We start from the raw sequence: 19,108 nt of genomic DNA, 5'->3' as shown, positions 1-19,108 counted from the left end.
ATGTCAAAGGAGGTTGGCCTGATGTTATACGTATACGGCTCGCTGATGCCGCTTAGGTTGCTGGAAGAAATCCGCTTCTGGAAAATGCAGGAGAAGGAGCATACGATCGTTATCCGTGAACTCGTCCCGAATCTGGAGTCGCCGTATGTGGCGCTGCTGCAGCAATGGGAAAACGTCTTCGCGCAAACGGAGGCGGCAGCCAATCGATGGATCGAAGCTGTCATCCGCTCGAACGAAAAAGTCAGCCACGAGCTGTGGCGGAACGTGGAAGCTTTGTTGCAGACGTCAACCGCGCAATCCCGCGAATTCGTCAAACAACTGTTTTCTATGCTGGAGCAAAGCGTTGCAGTCCGCAGCGTTCCGACAGCTCCAACAGTCGTGCAGCACATCATTCGTGAATCAGAGTATTTTCTGGGCATATTACAAGCGATTCTCACCGTACAGGACGCACCTACATTCGCAACCGCTCCCGTCTCGGGCTACCGAAATGACAATACGACTGAACGAACGAGCTCATTGTTGCCGGAAGGGGTATGGAGTGATCCGTCCTCGGGCGCGAAACCCGTGCCGATCGGCGGGCATACGCTTCCGCCGCTGCCCTATGCTTACGACGCTCTGGAGCCGTATATCGATGAAGCGACGATGCGGCTTCACCATGACAAGCACCACCAAAGCTATGTTGACGGCTTGAACAAAGCAGAGAAGATGATGGAGCAGGCACGCAAATCCGGCGATTTTGATCTGATCAAGCACTGGGAGCGTGAAGCGGCTTTCAACGGTGCCGGGCATTACCTGCACACGATCTTCTGGAACGTTATGGCCCCTAAAATGGGCGGTAAGCCTACCGGACCGATCGCGGCACAAATTGATCGGGATTTTGGCGGGTTCGACGCTTTCAAGAAGCATTTCTCCGCTGCCGCCGATAAGGTCGAGGGCGGAGGCTGGGCGATTCTAGTCTGGAGCCCGCGCAGCCACAGGCTTGAAATATTGCAGGCAGAGAAGCATCAGAATTTGTCGCAGTGGGACGTTATTCCTCTCCTTGTTCTCGATGTATGGGAACATGCTTACTATCTGAAATATAAGAACGAACGCCCTAAATACATAGATGCCTGGTGGAACGTCGTCAACTGGCCGCACGTTAACGAACGCTTTATGGCCGCGCAGAAGCTGAAATGGCAGCCTTATTGAATTGAGCATAAAAATAAGTAAGGATAGACGAGCTGCTGACTAAGCGGCTAAGCTATCTTATTTTTTTTGCCATTTGTTGCACTAAAAAATGCTTTTGTAAGCCTTTCTTAAGAATTGCATTTTATAATAGGGTAAAATCAAACAAGAAAGGTGAGGATGAGGATGACGCAAAAGCAAAAAAGAAGCACGTTCAAGACAGTATTATTTAGTTTGGTTGGAATCGCTGTACTGGGTACAGTTTGGTATTTAGGATCGCCGCTTCTGCTGAATCGAACAGTGGAGGAAGCGCTGCCGGGCAGCACGCAGTCTGAGATGCAGAAGACGGACATGCCGAAGACAGAAATGTCGACGCCTGAGAAGAAAGCGGAAGCAAAACCGACGACTTTGTATACTGGAACTTTCGTAGATGGCGATAATTTTCATAAAGTTAAAGGAATAGCGAAAACGGTTGAAACCGACGGCCAACTATTTTTGCGATTAGAGGATTTGGATTCAACCAACGGGCCGGATCTATATTTATATTTGACTAAAGAGGGAATGAAAACAAGTGAAGGCATAAATCTGGGTGCGTTGAAGGGCAATAAGGGGAATCAAAACTATGAGCTTCCGAAGGACGCCGATTTGGACCAATATAATCAAGTCGTTATTTATTGTAAACAATTTAGTGTGGATTTTGGGAAAGCGGCGCTCAAAGCCATCTAGCTAATTTTTGCAACCGTCCTATTCCTCCTTTTCCTCCTGACTTCAAGTAAACTTTCCGGTTATAATGGTGATAACTGAAAGGGAACAAAGGGGAGGGATGAGGGTGGAGCAGTTAACGCTCTTGCTTATAGAGCGGATGGGCATTTTATTATTACTGACGTTCATCCTGACGAGAATCCCTCTTTTCCGGTATTTGCTTGACCGGCGGCTTGACTTACGAACGGGAGTGACGTTCTCCTTGTTCTTCGGTTTGATCAGCATCGCCGGTACTTATGCAGGTGTGGTGATTACAGAGAGCGGGCTCGACTCGACCTTTTTTGCAGCTTCACTTGGGGCTCATGAAGCGATGGCGGATTCTGCGTTGATCGGCGTCATGGTGGCGGGGCTTCTTGGAGGCGTTTTCGTAGGTACGGGGGCAGGCTTCATTTCGGGTATTCACGCTTATTGGCTGGGCGGAATTACAGGTGCCGCAGATGCGTGGTCTACCCCTATCATCGGTCTTCTTGCCGGGTTGGTAGCCCGATTTTTTGCGGAAGAACGAGTGATTGCTCCGGTGAAGGCCTTGTTTATCAGTGTGTTTGCCCCGATTCTGCAGATGGGGATGATTCTGATTATGCATGAGTCATCGCCTTCCGCGATACGCACGGTGGACTTGATCGGGGTTCCGATGGTCGTTGCCAACAGCATCGGCGTCGGCATATTTGTCGCGATGATTCTGGCGGCGATGAAAGAGGAAGAAAGGGCGGCGGCTTCAGAGACGCAGCGGGCGCTTCACATTGCGGAGATGGCGCTTCCTTATTTGAAGCAAGGTCTGACCTTTGAGACGGCCGAAGCAACGGCCAACATACTCCGCCGGGAGCTCCACGCGAATGCAGTGGCGGTCACGGATACGGAAAAAATATTGGCTCACGCGGGGCTTGGAACGATGCGGCATGTGCAGGGCGAGCTTATTGTCACGGAGCTGTCACGGCGGGCTATCCAAACCGGCGACATTCAAGTAGCGGCCAGGAAGGAACAAATTCAACCGCATCATCCTGCCATTGGCGCAGCCATCATCGTTCCGTTCCGAAGCGGGGGGCAGGTGGCGGGATTAATTAAATTGTACTATCAAAGCATACGTCAGATCCGCCCGGTTGAGGAGGCTTTTGCCAAAGGGCTAAGCAAACTGATCTCCATTCAGCTTGATATTGCGATGGCCGAGCAGTTACGGAACCTGATGAAGGATGCGGAGCTAAAAGCGCTGCAGGCACAAATTAATCCGCACTTTTTATTTAACACACTGAATGCCATCGTTACGTTGATTCGCGTGAAGCCGGAAGAAGCAAGACGAGTCACCGTACAGCTGGGAACCTACATGCGGATGAATCTGACGATGACCCAAACCCCGCTGATCCCGCTTTATAAGGAATTAGAGCATCTACAAACTTATTTGGGTATCGTCAACATTCGCTTTGAAGATCAGCTTTACGTGGATTGTAAATGCGAATCCGGATTAGAAGCTGTTGTCATACCGCCGTCTACGCTTCAACCTCTTGTGGAAAACAGCATTCATCATGGCTTTAAGGGAAGAACGGACAAGGGCAAGATTCACGTCGATCTGCGGCGCAAAGGAAATGGTGTTCAAATAACGGTTAGAGATAACGGAAACGGGTTTTCGAGTGATGTGTTGAGCGTACTAGGTCAGTCGCCGATTGTTGGCGGCGATAGTACAGGCTTAGGGGTGTTTAATGTGAATCGCCGGCTAATTACCCTGTTTGGTCCAGAAACAGCGCTGAAATTCGCCAACCCGCCGGGCGGAGGCGCACGCATCGATTTCACGATCCCATACCCGGATGGTGAAGCCCGGAATGAAAGTGATGACCGCAGAGGATGATTTTCCATGTTCCACGCTGTCCAAAAATTCATTCAGATAAAAAAGATCGCCCTCCATTTGGCCGTATAGGCCGAGTAGAGGGCGATTGCTGTTTCAGGGGTCAATCCATGCTAGCCTGACCGATCCTTCAGCAGCAAGTAGAGCAGATAGGGACCGCCGAGCAGCGCAGTAATGAGTCCGCACGGGATTTCCACAGGTGCAAGAATCGTCCGGCCGATAAAATCGGCCGCAAGCACGAGCAGTCCCCCAATCACTGCAGCTGTGGGAATGAGCAGCGCATGCTTGATACCGACTAGACGCCTGGCCAGGTGGGGCGCCATCAAGCCGACGAAGCCGATCGTGCCGGCTGTGGCGACCGAAGCGCCGGCGAGCGCAACGGCCATGCCGAGCAGCCAGGTGCGTCCGGCATTAACCCGATAGCCAAGGCCGGTAGCGGAGGGATCTCCCAGGGCGAGCAGATCGAGCTGCCTGGAGCAAGCCCAGGCGAGCGGCAGAAAGAGGACGACCCAAGGCAAGTAGGGCCAGAAATGCTCCCAGCCGCGGCTGTACAAGCTGCCGGTCATCCAAATCGCCGCCTGCTGCACTAACCGGATATTGCCGGATAAAGTAGCGATGGTGATGGCCCCTTGGCATATGGCGGCGATCCCGACGCCGACCAGCACCATTCTCGTCGGCGATATCCCCTCGCGCCACGCCAGGGCGTAGCTCAGCGCCGCCACAAGCAGCGCGCCCGCGAACGCGACCGGGGGCAGCCAAGCTAGCGGCATGTCGAGCCAGACGATGGCGGCGACGGCAGCCAGACCTGCTCCGGCGTTCAGTCCTACCACGCCCGGAGAGGCAAGCGGATTAAGCGTGATGCCCTGCAGCAGAGTACCGGCAACGGCCAAAGAAGCGCCTACGCATAAGCCGATCAGCGTGCGGGGAAGACGCAGCGTATGCACGATAAAATCATGCTCCGGCAGCCCGAAACCGAGCAGGGAGGCAAACGTGTGCCACGGTGAAATAGGATACTCTCCCGTACCGATCTGCAGGAGCAGCAGAAATCCAAGCAGCAACAGGAGAGGAAGATTGACAAGCAGCGGATGCTTCCGGAGCATTAGAGCTTCCACTCCTTTCGTCTGGCCAGTTGGATGAAGAATGGGGCCCCCAGGATGACCGTCATGACGCCGACAGGCACTTCGCCCGGATGAATGATGAGCTTTGCGGCCGAATCGGCAAGCATCATCAAGGCGGCGCCGAACAGCATCGAATGAACGATAATCCAGCGGTAATCAGGCCCGGATAGCCCACGGACGATATGCGGCACGGCAAAGCCTACAAAGGCGATAGGTCCGGCGATCGTTACACAGCTGGCGGAAAGCAAAACTACGCATAAGAATAACAGCCGTTTGGTCGTCTGCGTTTTTACTCCGATTCCGGCGGCTGATTCATCCCCAAGCTGCAAAATATTCATCCTGTTGCCTAAAAGCATAGCCCCCATTAAGCCAGCGGCAATAAACGGCAAGCCTTGCAGCAAATGAATAATAGTCCTTCCCGATACCGAGCCGGCGAGCCAAAACCGCATCTCATCGAGCGAGCGTTCATTCAGAAGCAGCACCCCTTGGGTTGCCGATCCGAGCAGTAAGGAGACGGCGGTGCCGGCTACGATGATCTTGAGCGGCGTCAGCCGCTTGGAGCCCGTTGAGCTCAAGGCGAAAATAAATGCGGCGGCCAACGCGGCCCCTGTGAAAGCAAAGGCATTGTACACCCAAAATGGCGACCCGGGTACGGCGGACAGCGCGATGACCACGGCCAAGGCGGCACCGTTGTTAATGCCAAGAAGCTCGGGCGAGGCAAGCGGGTTGCGGGTCAGCGCTTGCATGCAAGTGCCGGCCACCGCCATCCCGGTTCCCACGACAAGCGCGATGCAAGCCCTGGGAATGCGGACGGAGGCTACGATGAGATGATGATCCGAAGCGCGCTCCCCCCAAAGGGAAGCCCATACGACATCTAAGGGAATAAGAAGGGAACCCGTCGATAAGTCCGTGAAAAAAAGAATAATCACTGCTGCTATGCCGCACCCAAGCAGGGCTATTTGCCGATTCATACTTCCTCCATAGATAAGTAAAAAAAAGGATTGACAATACAGTTATGGTATATTTATACTTCTATTCAGCGACAGATAATGAGAATCATTATCACTCTGGTTGCTGGGAATATTTTACCAAAAGGGGAGTGCGGTGTCAATGAAAGGAATCATGAAAACAAGCAAGGCGGGGACGGTAATGCTGGCCTTAACTTTGTCGCTGAGCGGGCTCTTGTCGGCATGTACGACAACCGGGAAGAACGTGCAGCAAGGGGCGGAAAGCAAGCCGGCGAACGCGACTGCTACTCAAACTGCGAGTGTGCCGAAGGAGATTAGCTTGAAGCACGCGATGGGCGAAGCGAAGCTGACGGGCATACCTCAGCGGGTCGTCGTGCTCGATAACGGCGCGCTGGATAATTTGCTTGCGCTTGGCGTGAAGCCGATCGGTGCGCCGACGGTTCAACTGGATCAGCCGTATCCGAAATATTTGAAGAATCAGACCGAAGGCATCGTAAATATCGGTACAGTTGACGAGCCCAATCTTGAGAGCATCGCGAAGCAAAAGCCGGATTTGATTCTCGGGAGCAAAGATACGCATGAGAAAATATACGAAAAGCTGAAGCAGCTTGCACCTACCGTTTATGTCGAAACCCTCGGATTTACCTGGAAGGAAAATCTGAAGCTCCAAGCGCAAGCCGTCGGCAAAGAGGCTGAAGCGGCCAAGCTTTTGAAATCGTATGATGACCGGATGAAAGATTTCCGGACTCAAATGGGCGACCGCCTCTCCAACACGAATGTGTCCATCCTTCGTCCGCGCGCCGATCATGTCCGGATTTATTTGAAAAGCTCCTTTAGCGGCATTATCGTTGACGATGCAGGCCTCAAGCGTCCTGCGACTCAACAGGGAGCGGGATTGTCGGTGAATGCAACCGAAGAGCAGGTAGCGAATATGGCGGGAGACGCCATTATCTGGTTCAGCCGGGATAAGGAGCATTTGCTGAAAACGAAGCTGGTGAACAATCCGCTATGGCAAAAGCTCGATGCGGTGAAAGCGAACCGGGTATACGAAGCAGACCCGGAAACTTGGCTTAGCGGGCTCGGCTATCAGGCGGCCAATCTGGTCGTGGATGATTTGTTCAAATTTATCGTTCCTGCGAAATAACGAAAGCGGGCTGACAGCGTAAGGGCTGCCGGCCCGTTTTTGCATCATTATCCAAAAGAGGTGCGTCGAATGGACTATCGGCAGAGAATCACGATTGTATGTCAGACAAGCACGGAGCGGGAAGAACGGGTTATGGCGGAGCTGCGGCAGCTCATCATGGACAAACTTCAGAATGGCGCTGATGATGCGGCGATCCGATGTTATTGGGAACAGCAATTGGATGAAACTGCGGAAAGGTATGGTCAAAAAACGGAGGAAGACCGCATAGGCGTGGATATAACAGGGCAGAAGCTTCCGTTAAGCGAAAGACAGAGAGAAATTGTTGAGCTGCTCTGTGCGCATCATTCGGTGAAGAAGATCGCGGGACTTCTGCATATTTCGGAAAATACGGTCAAGAAGCATGTGCAAAATATTAAGCGGGAACTCGCTATTAAGGAAAGCGGTCTCGATTTTGTTTATGAGCTTCTGTCCAAGTTGAAGGGAGGGAATTGAGGCAGGAAGTACTTTGTTCGGAGTACGGAAATCATCTGATCGGATAATTTACAGCTTTTGCCTCCTCAAGGTACCATAAAAGGGGAATATAATTGATAATGATTCTCATTATTATTGATAGAGGAGGAAGGAAGGATGGGAGTAACGGAAGCGACAATAACGGCCTCACTGGCCGAAGCGTTAGCGGGGGAGGATGACAAACTGTCCGGGTACCGGGAGTCCTTGAAGGATTGCATCGGCCATACTCCGCTCGTCAGGCTCCGGAGAATGTTTCCGGATGAACGTTTCCAGGTGTTCGGCAAGCTGGAATTTATGAATCCCGGCGGCAGTATGAAGGACCGTCCGGCCCGTTACATCGTGGAGAAAGCGTTGAAGCAAGGCATTCTTCATGCGAGAAGCCATATCATTGAAAGCACCTCCGGCAACCTGGGCATCGCCCTTGCGATGATGGGCTGCATTTACGGTTTGCAAGTAACCTGCGTCGTCGATCCGAACATTAGCCGAATGAATCTGAACATTATAAAGCGGATGGGCGCCAACATTGAAATGGTGGAAGAGAAGGACGAGCACGGCGGATACTTGAATACGCGGATTGCCAAAGTCAAGGCGCTGCTGCAAAAAATTCCTCATGCCTATTGGATTAACCAATATGCGAACGAGTGGAACTGGATGGCCCATTACGAGGGGGCGGGAGACGAGATTGCGCGTCAGCTCGACCGGCTGGACATCCTCGTCGCGGGCGTAAGCACTTCGGGAAGCATTATGGGCACAAGCCGCAGGCTGCGGGAAAAATTTCCGAGGCTGCAGGTAGTCGGCGTCGATGCGGTCGGTTCGGTCATCTTCGACGGGCCGAAGGGATCGCGGAAGCTGCCCGGCATCGGGGCAAGCAGAGTGCCGGAGCTGCTGAACAAGGACGAAATTGACCGCGTAATCCACGTAGATGATTGTGAATCGGCATTGGCTTGCCGTGAATTGGTTTTAAAAGAAGGTATTTTTGCGGGAGGCTCCTCCGGTTCGGTAGTCGCTGCGATACAGAGGCTGCTCCCCGATTTGGCCGGACCCGCCCATATTGTGACGTTGCTGCCGGACCGCGGGGACCGGTATATGGACTTGGTATATGATGACGAATGGCTCGATGCGGCCAAAGAAAGGGTGAACGTCAGATGACGGTAACAGCATTACAACCATCGACCGGAACTTTGCTCTACTTGAGCAGGCAGCACATTGCAGAGGCGGGAGGCGAATCGCCGGCGCTCTACGCGGAGGTGATCGAGGAGGCGCTGAAGCTTCATGCGCAGGGACAGTACGTTCAGCCGCTTAAGCCTTACTTGCGGGTGCCGGGGGAAGGCGGCGAGCCCGGCCATATCGCGGACCGGATTATTGCGATGCCTTCTTACGTCGGAGGCGACATGAAGGTGTCCGGCCTCAAATGGATCGGGAGCAAGCACGATAATCCAGGGACGCGCGGCTTGGAAAGAGCGAGCGGCATCATTGTGCTGAACGATCCGGCCAGCAATTATCCGATCGCTTTGATGGAGGCGGCTCTGATCAGCAGCATGCGGACGGCTGCGGTGACGGCGGTCGGCGTCAAATATTTGGCGAAGCGGACGTTCGCCTCGGTTACGGTGATCGGCTGCGGCCTGATTGCCGAGAGGCAGCTGCAAGCCGTCTGTGAGCTGTTCCCGCAGGTTACGGTGGTGCACCTGTACGATACACGTCCTCAAGCGGCGTCCCGTCTGGCAGAGAGGATCGCTGCGGCCTATCAGCAGGTGTCATGCCGTGTGGAGGATTCGGCGGAACAGGCTGTCCGCTGCGGCGATGTGGTAATCCCCTGCACGGTCGCAGATCAGCCTTATATATCGTATTCATGGCTTCGCCCCGGCGCTTTCGTCAGCAATATCTCGATTATGGATTTGCACAAGGATGTATTTTTGCAGGCGGATAAAGTGGTTGTCGACGATTGGGAGCAGTCGAACCGGGAAAAGAAAATCATTCATCAGCTCGTACAGGAAGGGCTGTTCTCCAAGGACGCGCTTCATGCCGAGCTGGGAGAGATCGCGGCCGGTTTGAAGCCGGGACGGGAGCGGGACGACGAGATCATCGTCCTGAATCCGATGGGCATGGCGCTTGAGGATATCGCTTGCGCTTACCGGATTTATGAACGTGCGGTCGGACAAGGGATCGGGATACCGCTGCCTTTATATGAATAAGCGGAGGTGGCCCCTCTGGAAGCGCAATTTGGCGCTGCTCTGGGCCGGACAGTTCGCAGTTACGCTTGGTTTGACAGGGATGACGCCATTTATGGTGTTTCACATCAGAGCGATGATCGGAGAAATGGAGGGAGAAGCCCTCGCTGGGTGGACGGCGCTTGCACTGGGCGGACCGTCGGCGGCCTATATGCTGGCGACGCCGTTCTGGGGCAGACTCGGCGACCGGATCAGCCGCAAATGGATGGTGGTCAGGGCGCTCGGCGGGCTTGCCATATGCATGGCGGGAATGGCTTACGCCCCGACCGCTGCCGTGTTCGTGCTCTTCCGTTTGCTTCAGGGCGCGCTGGGCGGCATCTACGATGCGGCGACCGCGATGATCGCCGTAACGGCACCGCCTGAGCGCAAGGGAGAAGCGATCGGGCGGTATCAACAGGCCGTAACCGCAGGCATGCTGGCGGGTCCGCTGATCGGCGGCTGGTTCGTCGGCCGGATCGGAACCGATGCTTTCTTGCTGGGAGCAGCTGCGTTGACAGGGCTTTGCTGTGCGGCTGCGGCTCTGCTGCTGCGCGAGGGGGAGGCGGCCAATCGGTCTTCCCAAGATCAGCAAGCCTTTAGCGAGCTCCCTGTCAAGGGGGGCGTCTGGGCATGCTTGCAGTCGTTTTGGCGGGACCGGGAAATCAGAGCTTATATTACGGCGGCTATGCTCGCACGGTGTATGGCTTCGGCGGGTGTGACGCTGCTGCCGTTGTACCTGTTGGCCGCATATCCCGAAGAAGGGATAGGGCTGGCGAACCGCATCGGTTGGTTGGAGGCGATTGCCTCGCTCGGCGCCTTGTACGGAGCCGTATATTTTGCCAAAGCCAGCGATCGCGGAAGGTCGGACCGGCTGCTCATCATGGCGCTGCTGCTCTGCACGCTATGCGTCGGACTTCAAGCGGCGCTGCCGATGCTTGCGGCATTGCTGCTGCTCAAGCTAGGGCAAGGGTTTGCTTACAGCGCGGTACAACCGCTCGTCATGCGCGCGATTGTCCATAACTCGGGCAATGGCCGTCAAGGCGTAAGCATCGGCACCGCTAACAGCCTGCTTGTGGCCGGGCAATTGGCCGGGGCGGCGCTTCCGGCTGCGATCGCGGGTTGGACCGGCGCTTCCGGCGGACTAGCGTTAACCGCGCTGCTGCCGCTTGCAGGCGCCTTAATTATTTATCAATCGAGCTTCACGAAGAAGCTGTTCGAAAGGGGAGAGCACGCGAATCATGCGGGATCGTAGTATTTATGCGCTGCAGGCCGAACAAGCGGCTATGACCAGATTGTTGAATGCGTATATCCGGGAGGCGGCCGGGTCTAAGCTGCCGGTAGAGGATGGCATGCTGCTTAAGCTGTCACAAACGCACCGGACTTTAAAGCTATCGTTCCGGTACGTATCCGCGAGCGGACATCACCGCTATGTTTTTCCAATCATGGGGGAGGAAAGGGAATCCGCTGGGCAGCAGGCGCTGAGCTTTCAGGAAGTAACGGAATGGCTGCTGGCCGAAGTCGCTGCGGCGGATGCGGAATCGCTGGAAGCCGGGGAGCGCAAGCTTTCGCTTCAAAAGCAGATCGCGAACAGCGTAGCGAAGACCATTCGCTATTTGCAGGCTAAAGACGACATAGCGCCTCAACCGACTTCCGGCGCTGATTGTCCGTATTTGCGTTCCGAGCAGAGCCTGTTATTCGGTCATCCATTCCATCCGACGCCCAAGAGCTCGGAAGGGTTAACGGAGCAGGATTTAGTTCGATTTGCCCCGGAGCTTCACGCTTCCTATCGGCTTGATTACTGGCTCGTTCACCCTGAGCTATTCGATGAGGAATGGATTGGCGAATCACCCATGCAGTCCTATTGGTCCGAGAGGGAGCGGGAATGGCTGAAAAGAGCCGGTGTCGGACCCCGGTATGCGGGTTATCGTCTGCTGCCCTCCCATCCTTGGCAATCGGCGCATTTAAAAAGCCTTCCCGCCGTACAGCATCGGGAGCGGTCAGGGCAGCTTCTGTGGCTGGGAAGCCTCGGAGATACGGTTTATCCGACTGCATCCGTCAGAACCGTTTGGTCTCCTGAACACGGCTTATTTTTAAAGCTTCCGCTACATGTGCGAATTACGAATTTCATTCGTACGAACACGGCGGAGCAGCGTCGCCGTTCTCTGGATGCAGCCAGGATTTGGGAGGATATCGGGCGCCGGTTTCACTGGGCAGGATTCGGTGTGCTTCAGGAGCCCGGAAGCTTGTCGGTTAGCGACTCGCAGCTTGCGGAAGCCTTTACGGTATTGCTTCGCGAGGGAGATCCTGGCCTGGTTTCGCAAGATGAAGAGTGGCATGCAGCCGCCTCGATGTTTGAGGATGAGGGGAACGAGCCCTGGTGGCTGCCCGGCACGGAATTGCAAGCGCTGGAATGGACTCAGCGCTATGTATCCATCTATTTGCTACCCGTCCTGAAGCTGTTCGCCGAAGAAGGCTTTGGGCTGGAGGCACATGTGCAGAATACCCTGATCAGGCTGCAGGACCGTTCGCCTGTCCGCTGTCTCGTTCGCGATTTGGAGGGCGTCAGCGTCTGCCGGGAGACAGCGCGAGAGAAAGGATGGATCGGGACGGCCGTACCGGAAACGAGTCCCGTTCTTTACGATAGGGAGGAAGCCTGGATGCGCCTGCTCTATTACAATGTGACCAATCATTTGAGCCATATGCTCGCTGCCGTTTCGCGTTCTTCCGGAGCGGCGGAGTCATTGCTCTGGAGAAGCGCGGGAGAAGCCGCTGCCGACCAAGCGAGAATAGGATCGGTCCGATTATGGGAATGGACGGAGCGCCTGCTAATGGCCCCCACGCTTCCGGCGAAGGCCAATTTGATCAGCCGCTTTCGGCAGCGCGCCGAGCAGCCGGAATATGTACAAATTCCGAATCCGTTATACCAGCCGAGCGCGGTTTACAGTTTCGGCACGCTTCGGTAGGAGGGGACGATGGAGACAATGAGAAGTGCATGGCTAACCGCAAGACGCCGGGTAATCCGGCAACTGCTGGAATCGATGATCCATGAAGGGGTCATCGATAAGGCGGGAATAGAGACCGTGGGCAGTCTCGCGGTCGGACAAACGAGTGAGTGGCGAATCCCGGGAGCGAAACGAGACGGGCAGCCTGTCACTTACCGGTTCCAGGCAAGAACCGCTTCCGGCTTCGGGCGCATCCGCATCACGTCGCCGATAACGAGAACGGAGAAGGAGGCGAATGGGCTGCTGTCCGGGCAGTCCGGACAGCAGGAGGCGTTATCCGTAGCCGAGCTGTTATCGGAGCTTCTGTCTGATGAACAAGGAAGCGGAACGGCGGAACGGCTCGCTCTGTTTCTGAAGGAGCTGGAGCATACGACGGAGAACGATTCGTTTCATCCGAAACGTTCGGCGGCGGAATCCGTCCTTCGGGACGGACAGACGCTGTCGGATGGAGAGGCGTTAACGAGCACGGGGCATCCGTATCACCCGAGCTATAAGTCAAGGATTGGATTTACGCTCGAGGATCACGTGGATTATGCTCCGGAGTTTGCCCCCGCGTTCCCGATCTTTTGGACCGCCGTGCACCGTGCGTTTGCAGAGGCGCACACGATCAGCGAGCTCCATTATGACGCTTTAGTGGAAAATATCGTATCAAGCGAACGGAAGCAGGAATGGGAAGCTGCGATTCAGACAAGCGGCTTATCACCAGCGGACTATGTATTCATCCCCGTGCATCCTTGGCAGTGGTCAAACAAAATCCGCGTCGAGGCGGCGTCACTGATTGTCCGGAACATCGTCGTGCCTCTCGGGCCGGGAACGGATTTCTTCCAGCCGCTTCAGTCCATTCGCACGCTCGCTAACGTTACCTGCCCCAGAAAGCCGAATGTGAAACTGTCGCTTCAGATCATGAATACGTCCGCGTTGCGAATTATTGGTTCGCACCATATCCGGAATGCGGCTGTTATATCGGAGTGGCTGCATGAGATTTGGAGGAGCGATGACTTTTTGCGCGAGCAGTGCCGGGTTATCATTTTAAGGGAAATCGCCGGCGCCGCCTTAAATTATGAACAGCTGCCGCATCCTCTGAATACCTTGCTCGGCGGTTCGATGAGCGCCGTATTTCGGGAAAGCCTGGAGCCGCTGATTGATCCCGGAGATCAAGCTGTCCCTTATACATATGTAACGCATCTTACCGGGAGCGGCCTGCCTGCCATTGACAGCTGGTTGAAGGAATACGGCGCCGAAGCATGGGCTCGAAGGCTGCTGGAAGTCACTTTACAGCCGCTGCTGCATCTTCTCTATGCCTACGGTATCGGCCTCGAATCCCACGGGCAAAATATGGTGCTCATTCTCCGGAACGGCTGGCCCGTTCGGATTGCATTGCGGGATTTGCCGGGCGGCGTTCGCTGTCTGGACGATTCCGACCGTTTTCGTTTTGCCGGCAGACCTATGTTGCCGGAGCTTGCGGTCAAGCCCGGAGACGACCGGCATCCGATATTGACGGGAAATGCGCATGACGTCAGAGACTTTTGGATGGATGCGCTGATGCATATTCAACTGCATGAGGTCAGCCTGTTTATTGAGCAGTTCGGGGTTAGGGAAGAACAGTTCTGGTCCTTCGCAGCGCAGGAAGTACATGCATATCAGAAGCTTTTTCCTCTGCAGCGGGAATCGTTTGAGCTATTTGATTTGGGAGCTCCCTCGATTATGGTCGGTCAATTGACGGCGAGGAAAATTTGGGGCGACGGGCCGGAGCGGGAGCATGAAGTGCCGAATCCGCTCAGCCGCAGGCTCAAAGAGCTTGAGACAACAGCGAACAAGGAGGCGTGCAGCACGCATGGAGCATTGGGTTAGAGCGGCAAAAGAATGGATACGGAGCCGAAGCTTGCCGGATGCCCGGACAGGACAACCGGTTTGCGCCTTCGTCTATGATTTGGCGGGGCTTCGGCGTCATGCGGCGCAAACGGTGGAAGCTCTGCCTTCCTTTTGCCATATGTATTATGCCATGAAGGCGAACAGCGATAAAGAGCTGCTGCGTGTCATTCGGCCGCACGTTCGCGGCTTCGAAGCCGCCTCGATCGGCGAGGTTCGGAAGGCTTTAGCCGTAGACAGCCAAGTGCCGGTCATTTTCGGAGGGCCTGGAAAAACGGATGAGGAGCTGCGCGAGGCGCTTCAACTTGGCGTAGAACGCATCCATGTTGAAAGCCTGCATGAGCTGCGCCGTTTGAGTTACTGGTCTAAAGAATTGGGGCGGGAAATCACGGTGCTGCTTCGGGTGAACCTGAAGGTGGAGCTTCCGCAGGCTACGCTGCAGATGGGGGGGCGCGCAACGCAATTCGGCATGGAGGAAGCGGACTTGGACCAGGCAGCTGCCTTGTTGTCGGATAGTCCGCACCTGCGCATGGCCGGGTTCCATTTGCATTCGATTTCCAATCAACTGGATGCGGAAGCGCATCTTCTGCTGCTGGAGTGTTATATCGAGCGGGCGAAAGCGTGGAACAAGCTGTTCCGAATGGAGCAAATCACGATCAACGCAGGCGGAGGGATTGGGGTCAATTACAGCGATCTGGAGCGTCAATTCGATTGGCGGCTTTTCACCAACGGTCTTCGGAGGCTGGAGAAGATACATAGTCTCCCGGACGGGCCGGAGCTGCGCATTGATTTCGAATGCGGCCGCTACTTGACGGCCTTCTGCGGCGTTTATGCAACGGAGGTCATTGACGTCAAGAGCAATCACGGGAAAACCTTTGCCGTCGTTCGGGGGGGAACCCAGCATTTTCGCCTCCCGGTTTCTTGGCGTCATAACCACCCGTTCGATGTATTGCCTGTAGAATCTTGGCCATATCCGTACGAACGGCCGGAAGCGGCTAACTATTCGATCACAGTTGTCGGGCAGTTATGCACGCCGAAAGACGTCTTTGCCGAGGAAGTCTCGGTATCGCGGATCAGGAGCGGAGATATCGTGTTGTTTGCCTTGGCGGGCGCCTATGGCTGGGCGATATCGCATCATGAATTTCTAAGCCACCCTCACCCCGAAATGGTATATTGGAAGGAGTCCTGATCAATTCGAAACTATCGTTTCCCAATATATGTACTCGAAAAATCATACAGGTTTATCCTTTAAACGATAATTTCCATAGTTTTACACGAAAAATCATACACAAAAGCTCTAATTGAAGCGAAGAACCCGATTTTATATGAAATTTCACAGAATCGTTGTTTCTGTGATTAATGAACCTTCGCAGTTCCGCTCTTTTTTAAGGCCCGTTGCTTAAATAAAGAAAATCAACAACAAAGTTTAACAGAGCCATGATGAAAAACATGTTTGTAATCATGATCCGTTTAAAGCCGTGATGTTTGTTTCACGGTTTTTTTTGTTGCAACAAAAATTTGCAAGATGCCGGGTTGCAGGACTCTTATGAGCCAATCGTTTTTCATTTTGATATAATAATGAGAACTGCTTTAGTAATCCGCCTCACGGAGGCCGCATAGATTTTACGATCCCTTACCCGGATGAAAGGATTGAAGCCCAGAATGAAGGTTATGATCGCTGAAGATGAAAGGCTGGCGCGCGAAGAGCTCATCTACTTGTTGTCGCAAGAGCAGGATATCGAGCTTATGCCGTCTGCAACGAACGGCGCCATGCTGCTTGAGCTTGCGGCTGTGCATAAGCCGGAGGTTGTATTTCTTGATATCCATATGCCGGGGCTTGACGGGGTGCAGACGGCGCAGAGCTTGATGAGCTTTGATCCAAAGCCTTTCATCGTTTTTGCGACGGCATACGAACAATACGCAGTTGAAGCGTTCAGGCTGGAGGCGGCCGATTATCTGCTAAAGCCTTATGACGAAGAACGCCTTCGTCAAACCTTACATAGAATCCGCAAAATCCAGGGTTCATCCGGAGCTTCCGCGAAGCCGCCAGTCGTCCCGGCATCACGGCAGGTAGCGGAGATCATCAAAAATTCCTCGTCGACAATCAAACCGAAATTGCTGGTTGATGACGGCAGCCGGATGGTCGTTATCGAGCCGGTAAAGATCAGTTTTGCTGTCAAGGAGGAGAAGCTGACGCAGATTCATCTATCGGACGGGCAGATGCATACGACGAGACAGACGCTTCAGGAGCTGGAAGAAAAGCTTATCGGGTATTCTTTTTTTCGAACCCATCGCAGCTATTTGGTCAATGTGGATTTCATCGATGAAATCGAACCGTGGTTTAATGGCGCTTATAACGTCATCTTGAAGGATGCGGGGCGTAACCGGGTTCCATTGTCGAGAGTGGCGGCCAAGGAATTGATCAAACGGCTGGAAGGCGGGTAGACAACCATGAGCATGAACGGTTCAGGGTTGTTTTTTGAATTTTGAGGAACGATTATTGACATTTCGCGCCGGAAACCCCATGCGAAGAGATCACTCGTGATAAAATGATAAAGCGCTTACAAGATTGCGATAACGTTAAGATTCCACCATTCAGGAGGGACTATATGAAAGAGCAGCCTAAATCAAATCCTTACAGTGAAATTGTAAGATCCGAATTGTTTCAGAGGCTTATGGCAAAGAAAAAGCGATTCATTTTACCGATGTCGATTTTCTTCTTGGTATTTTATTTCATCCTTCCGGTTATGACCTCTTATACGAAAGTGCTGAATGAGAATGCGATTGGCTCGATTACTTGGGCATGGGTGTTTGCTTTTGCACAGTTTATCATGACTTGGGTATTATGCTCCCTATATACCCGCAAGGCCGCTGAGTTCGATGCATTGTCCGATCAAATTAAAGCGGAATCGGAAAAAGCAAACCTGAGAAAGGCGGGATAATCGATGAACACGGCATTTTTATTGTTTTTGGCCATCGTAGCGGGAACGCTTGTCATTACGTATTATGCGGCTAAAAAGACGAAAACCGCCAGCGAATTTTATACGGCCGGAGGCGGTTTAACCGGTTGGCAGAACGGGCTTGCGATTGCCGGCGATTATATGTCAGCCGCATCGTTCTTGGGGATCGCAGGCATGGTGGCGCTCTTTGGCTTCGACGGCTTCTTCTACAGCATCGGCTTTCTCGTCGCTTATCTCGTCGTGTTGTATTTGATCGCCGAGCCGCTGCGCAATTTGGGCAAATATACGATGGCCGATATGATTGCGGCACGCTTCGACGATAAGAAAGTGCGGGGAGTCGCCGCGCTGAATTCGATTACGATCTCGATCTTTTATATGATCGCCCAGTTGGTCGGAGCGGGAGCGCTGATTAAACTGCTTCTCGGACTGGACTATACGACCTCGGTCCTGATCGTAGGTTTGCTTATGACGGTCTATGTGGTATTCGGCGGCATGACGGCAACGAGCTGGGTGCAGATTATTAAATGTGTGCTATTGGTAGCCGGAACCTTCATCATTTCACTCATCGTCTTCGCCAAATTCGATTTCAGCATTTTGCAAATGTTTGAACAAATGCGTACGGCGACGCCGCTCAAGGAAGCATTCCTGAATCCAGGCAACAAGTTCACGAACGGTCTCGACACGATATCGCTCAATCTCGCGCTCGTTCTCGGCACGGCGGGTCTGCCGCATATCCTTATTCGCTTCTTTACCGTGAAAGACGCACAAACCGCCAGGAAATCGGTCGTCGTAGCGACTTGGATTATCGGTTTGTTTTATGTGATGACGGTGTTCCTTGGTTTTGGCGCAGCTGCGTTCGTAGGTAAAGATGTCATCGTGCAGGCCAATGCGGCCGGCAATATGGCTGCGCCGCTGCTGGCGAAATCGCTTGGCGGGGACTTCCTGTTCGCTTTCATCTCGGCTGTGGCATTTGCAACGATACTTGCCGTAGTAGCAGGACTTGTATTATCCGCTGCATCGGCGTTTGCTCATGATTTTTACAGCCATATCGTCCGCAAGGGGAAGGCGACCGAGAAGGAGCAGGTCCTTTCCGCGAAGCTGGCATCCGTAGGCGTGGCGTTGATATCTATTGTTCTTGCCTTGTTCGCTCAAAAAATGAACGTAGCCTTCCTGGTAGCGCTAGCCTTTGCCGTTGCTGCAAGCGCCAATCTGCCTGTGCTCGTTTTTACCGTGTTCTGGCGGAGATTCAATACGGCAGGTGCCGTAACAGGAATGCTGGTTGGCTTGATTAGTTCATTGGTGTTAGTCATGGTGAGTCCGAATGTATGGGATCCGGTAGCCGGTAAAGCGATTCTAGTAGGTACTCCGCTTATTTCACTAACTAATCCGGGTATTATCTCCATACCGTTAGGCTTTATAGGAGCGGTTGTAGGCACCTTGCTCTCATCAAAACGCGCTGACGCGAAATATGATGAAATCTTAGTGAAAGCGAATACGGGTTTGCAGGAAGTTCATTGATTCTACGTAATAACGGCTGCTTCGGTAGCCGTTATTTCTTTTGCCGCTTGTA

At 53.7% G+C, this 19,108-nt stretch carries 16 protein-coding genes; 14 read left to right on the top strand and 2 right to left on the bottom strand.

What is annotated here, in order from left to right; genetic code table 11:
• Positions 1–21: 21 nt before the first annotated feature.
• The 3 genes from ICC18_RS25765 to ICC18_RS25755 all read left to right on the top strand — a co-directional run bounded on the left by ICC18_RS25765 (position 22) and on the right by ICC18_RS25755 (position 3,763).
• Positions 22–1,188 carry a Fe-Mn family superoxide dismutase gene (locus ICC18_RS25765; protein ID WP_188177325.1) on the top strand — a complete coding sequence of 389 codons (1,167 nt, stop codon included), beginning with the start codon at positions 22–24 and terminating at the stop codon, positions 1,186–1,188.
• Positions 1,189–1,350: 162 nt separating this feature from the next.
• Entirely contained in the window at positions 1,351–1,890 is a 540-nt protein-coding gene (locus ICC18_RS25760) for a DM13 domain-containing protein (RefSeq protein WP_188177324.1), read from the top strand.
• 97 nt (positions 1,891–1,987) lie between these two features.
• Positions 1,988–3,763 carry a LytS/YhcK type 5TM receptor domain-containing protein gene (locus tag ICC18_RS25755; RefSeq protein ID WP_188177323.1) on the top strand — a complete coding sequence of 592 codons (1,776 nt, stop codon included), beginning with the start codon at positions 1,988–1,990 and terminating at the stop codon, positions 3,761–3,763.
• Between the two features lie 110 nt (positions 3,764–3,873).
• Here the strand turns inward: ICC18_RS25755 and ICC18_RS25750 are convergent, their stop codons facing one another.
• On the bottom strand, positions 3,874–4,860 hold the full coding sequence (locus ICC18_RS25750) for a FecCD family ABC transporter permease (RefSeq protein ID WP_188177322.1): 987 nt from the start codon (positions 4,858–4,860) through the stop codon (positions 3,874–3,876).
• Complete coding sequence (locus tag ICC18_RS25745; protein WP_188177321.1) at positions 4,860–5,849, bottom strand: FecCD family ABC transporter permease; 990 nt, start codon at positions 5,847–5,849, stop codon at positions 4,860–4,862. Before ICC18_RS25745 ends, ICC18_RS25750 begins: the two co-directional genes overlap by 1 nt.
• A 139-nt stretch (positions 5,850–5,988) precedes the next feature.
• On the opposite strand from ICC18_RS25745, the gene ICC18_RS25740 reads away from it, so the two are divergent.
• The 11 genes from ICC18_RS25740 (at position 5,989) to ICC18_RS25690 (ending at position 19,056) form a co-directional block, all read left to right on the top strand.
• On the top strand, positions 5,989–6,990 hold the full coding sequence (locus tag ICC18_RS25740) for an ABC transporter substrate-binding protein (RefSeq protein ID WP_188177320.1): 1,002 nt from the start codon (positions 5,989–5,991) through the stop codon (positions 6,988–6,990).
• Between the two features lie 69 nt (positions 6,991–7,059).
• Entirely contained in the window at positions 7,060–7,482 is a 423-nt protein-coding gene (locus ICC18_RS25735; protein WP_188177319.1) for a response regulator transcription factor, read from the top strand.
• Positions 7,483–7,617: 135 nt separating this feature from the next.
• Complete coding sequence (gene sbnA / locus ICC18_RS25730) at positions 7,618–8,649, top strand: 2,3-diaminopropionate biosynthesis protein SbnA (protein ID WP_188177318.1); 1,032 nt, start codon at positions 7,618–7,620, stop codon at positions 8,647–8,649.
• Complete coding sequence (sbnB, locus tag ICC18_RS25725; RefSeq protein WP_188177317.1) at positions 8,646–9,692, top strand: 2,3-diaminopropionate biosynthesis protein SbnB; 1,047 nt, start codon at positions 8,646–8,648, stop codon at positions 9,690–9,692. The genes sbnA and sbnB overlap by 4 nt, the downstream gene beginning before the upstream one ends.
• On the top strand, positions 9,685–10,959 hold the full coding sequence (locus tag ICC18_RS25720; protein ID WP_188177316.1) for an MFS transporter: 1,275 nt from the start codon (positions 9,685–9,687) through the stop codon (positions 10,957–10,959). The genes sbnB and ICC18_RS25720 overlap by 8 nt, the downstream gene beginning before the upstream one ends.
• Positions 10,946–12,670, top strand: a complete 1,725-nt coding sequence (locus tag ICC18_RS25715) for an IucA/IucC family protein (protein WP_188177315.1) — start codon at positions 10,946–10,948, stop codon at positions 12,668–12,670. The genes ICC18_RS25720 and ICC18_RS25715 overlap by 14 nt, the downstream gene beginning before the upstream one ends.
• Before the next feature lie 9 nt (positions 12,671–12,679).
• Positions 12,680–14,560 (top strand): IucA/IucC family protein, encoded by a 1,881-nt coding sequence (locus ICC18_RS25710; protein WP_188177314.1) that lies wholly within the window; start codon positions 12,680–12,682, stop codon positions 14,558–14,560.
• The gene (locus ICC18_RS25705) at positions 14,544–15,767 is read left to right on the top strand and encodes a type III PLP-dependent enzyme (RefSeq protein WP_188177313.1); all 1,224 of its coding nucleotides are present in this window, start codon (positions 14,544–14,546) and stop codon (positions 15,765–15,767) included. The genes ICC18_RS25710 and ICC18_RS25705 overlap by 17 nt, the downstream gene beginning before the upstream one ends.
• A 473-nt stretch (positions 15,768–16,240) precedes the next feature.
• Positions 16,241–17,023, top strand: a complete 783-nt coding sequence (locus ICC18_RS25700; RefSeq protein ID WP_188177312.1) for a LytR/AlgR family response regulator transcription factor — start codon at positions 16,241–16,243, stop codon at positions 17,021–17,023.
• Between the two features lie 164 nt (positions 17,024–17,187).
• Positions 17,188–17,520, top strand: coding sequence for a DUF485 domain-containing protein (locus ICC18_RS25695; protein WP_188177311.1), 333 nt, complete (start codon positions 17,188–17,190; stop codon positions 17,518–17,520).
• 3 nt (positions 17,521–17,523) lie between these two features.
• Entirely contained in the window at positions 17,524–19,056 is a 1,533-nt protein-coding gene (locus tag ICC18_RS25690; RefSeq protein ID WP_188177310.1) for a solute symporter family protein, read from the top strand.
• Positions 19,057–19,108 lie beyond the last annotated feature (52 nt).

It is taken from the genome of Paenibacillus sedimenti (assembly GCF_014534655.1).
Lineage (GTDB): Bacteria > Bacillota > Bacilli > Paenibacillales > NBRC-103111 > Paenibacillus_E > Paenibacillus_E sedimenti.
This window is presented reverse-complemented; position numbering and strand designations above follow the sequence as displayed.

Excerpts from the sequence above, each read along its gene's own strand:
- ICC18_RS25745 (WP_188177321.1), bottom strand. The coding sequence starts at position 5,849 with ATGAATCGGCAAATAGCCCTGCTTGGGTGCGGCATAGCAGCAGTGATT.
- ICC18_RS25750 (WP_188177322.1), bottom strand. The coding sequence starts at position 4,860 with ATGCTCCGGAAGCATCCGCTGCTTGTCAATCTTCCTCTCCTGTTGCTG.
- sbnA (WP_188177318.1), top strand. The coding sequence starts at position 7,618 with ATGGGAGTAACGGAAGCGACAATAACGGCCTCACTGGCCGAAGCGTTA.
- ICC18_RS25710 (WP_188177314.1), top strand. The coding sequence starts at position 12,680 with ATGGAGACAATGAGAAGTGCATGGCTAACCGCAAGACGCCGGGTAATC.
- ICC18_RS25705 (WP_188177313.1), top strand. The coding sequence starts at position 14,544 with ATGGAGCATTGGGTTAGAGCGGCAAAAGAATGGATACGGAGCCGAAGC.
- ICC18_RS25755 (WP_188177323.1), top strand. The coding sequence starts at position 1,988 with ATGAGGGTGGAGCAGTTAACGCTCTTGCTTATAGAGCGGATGGGCATT.
- sbnB (WP_188177317.1), top strand. The coding sequence starts at position 8,646 with ATGACGGTAACAGCATTACAACCATCGACCGGAACTTTGCTCTACTTG.
- ICC18_RS25690 (WP_188177310.1), top strand. The coding sequence starts at position 17,524 with ATGAACACGGCATTTTTATTGTTTTTGGCCATCGTAGCGGGAACGCTT.
- ICC18_RS25695 (WP_188177311.1), top strand. The coding sequence starts at position 17,188 with ATGAAAGAGCAGCCTAAATCAAATCCTTACAGTGAAATTGTAAGATCC.
- ICC18_RS25740 (WP_188177320.1), top strand. The coding sequence starts at position 5,989 with ATGAAAGGAATCATGAAAACAAGCAAGGCGGGGACGGTAATGCTGGCC.
- ICC18_RS25735 (WP_188177319.1), top strand. The coding sequence starts at position 7,060 with ATGGACTATCGGCAGAGAATCACGATTGTATGTCAGACAAGCACGGAG.
- ICC18_RS25760 (WP_188177324.1), top strand. The coding sequence starts at position 1,351 with ATGACGCAAAAGCAAAAAAGAAGCACGTTCAAGACAGTATTATTTAGT.
- ICC18_RS25700 (WP_188177312.1), top strand. The coding sequence starts at position 16,241 with ATGAAGGTTATGATCGCTGAAGATGAAAGGCTGGCGCGCGAAGAGCTC.
- ICC18_RS25720 (WP_188177316.1), top strand. The coding sequence starts at position 9,685 with ATGAATAAGCGGAGGTGGCCCCTCTGGAAGCGCAATTTGGCGCTGCTC.
- ICC18_RS25715 (WP_188177315.1), top strand. The coding sequence starts at position 10,946 with ATGCGGGATCGTAGTATTTATGCGCTGCAGGCCGAACAAGCGGCTATG.
- ICC18_RS25765 (WP_188177325.1), top strand. The coding sequence starts at position 22 with ATGTTATACGTATACGGCTCGCTGATGCCGCTTAGGTTGCTGGAAGAA.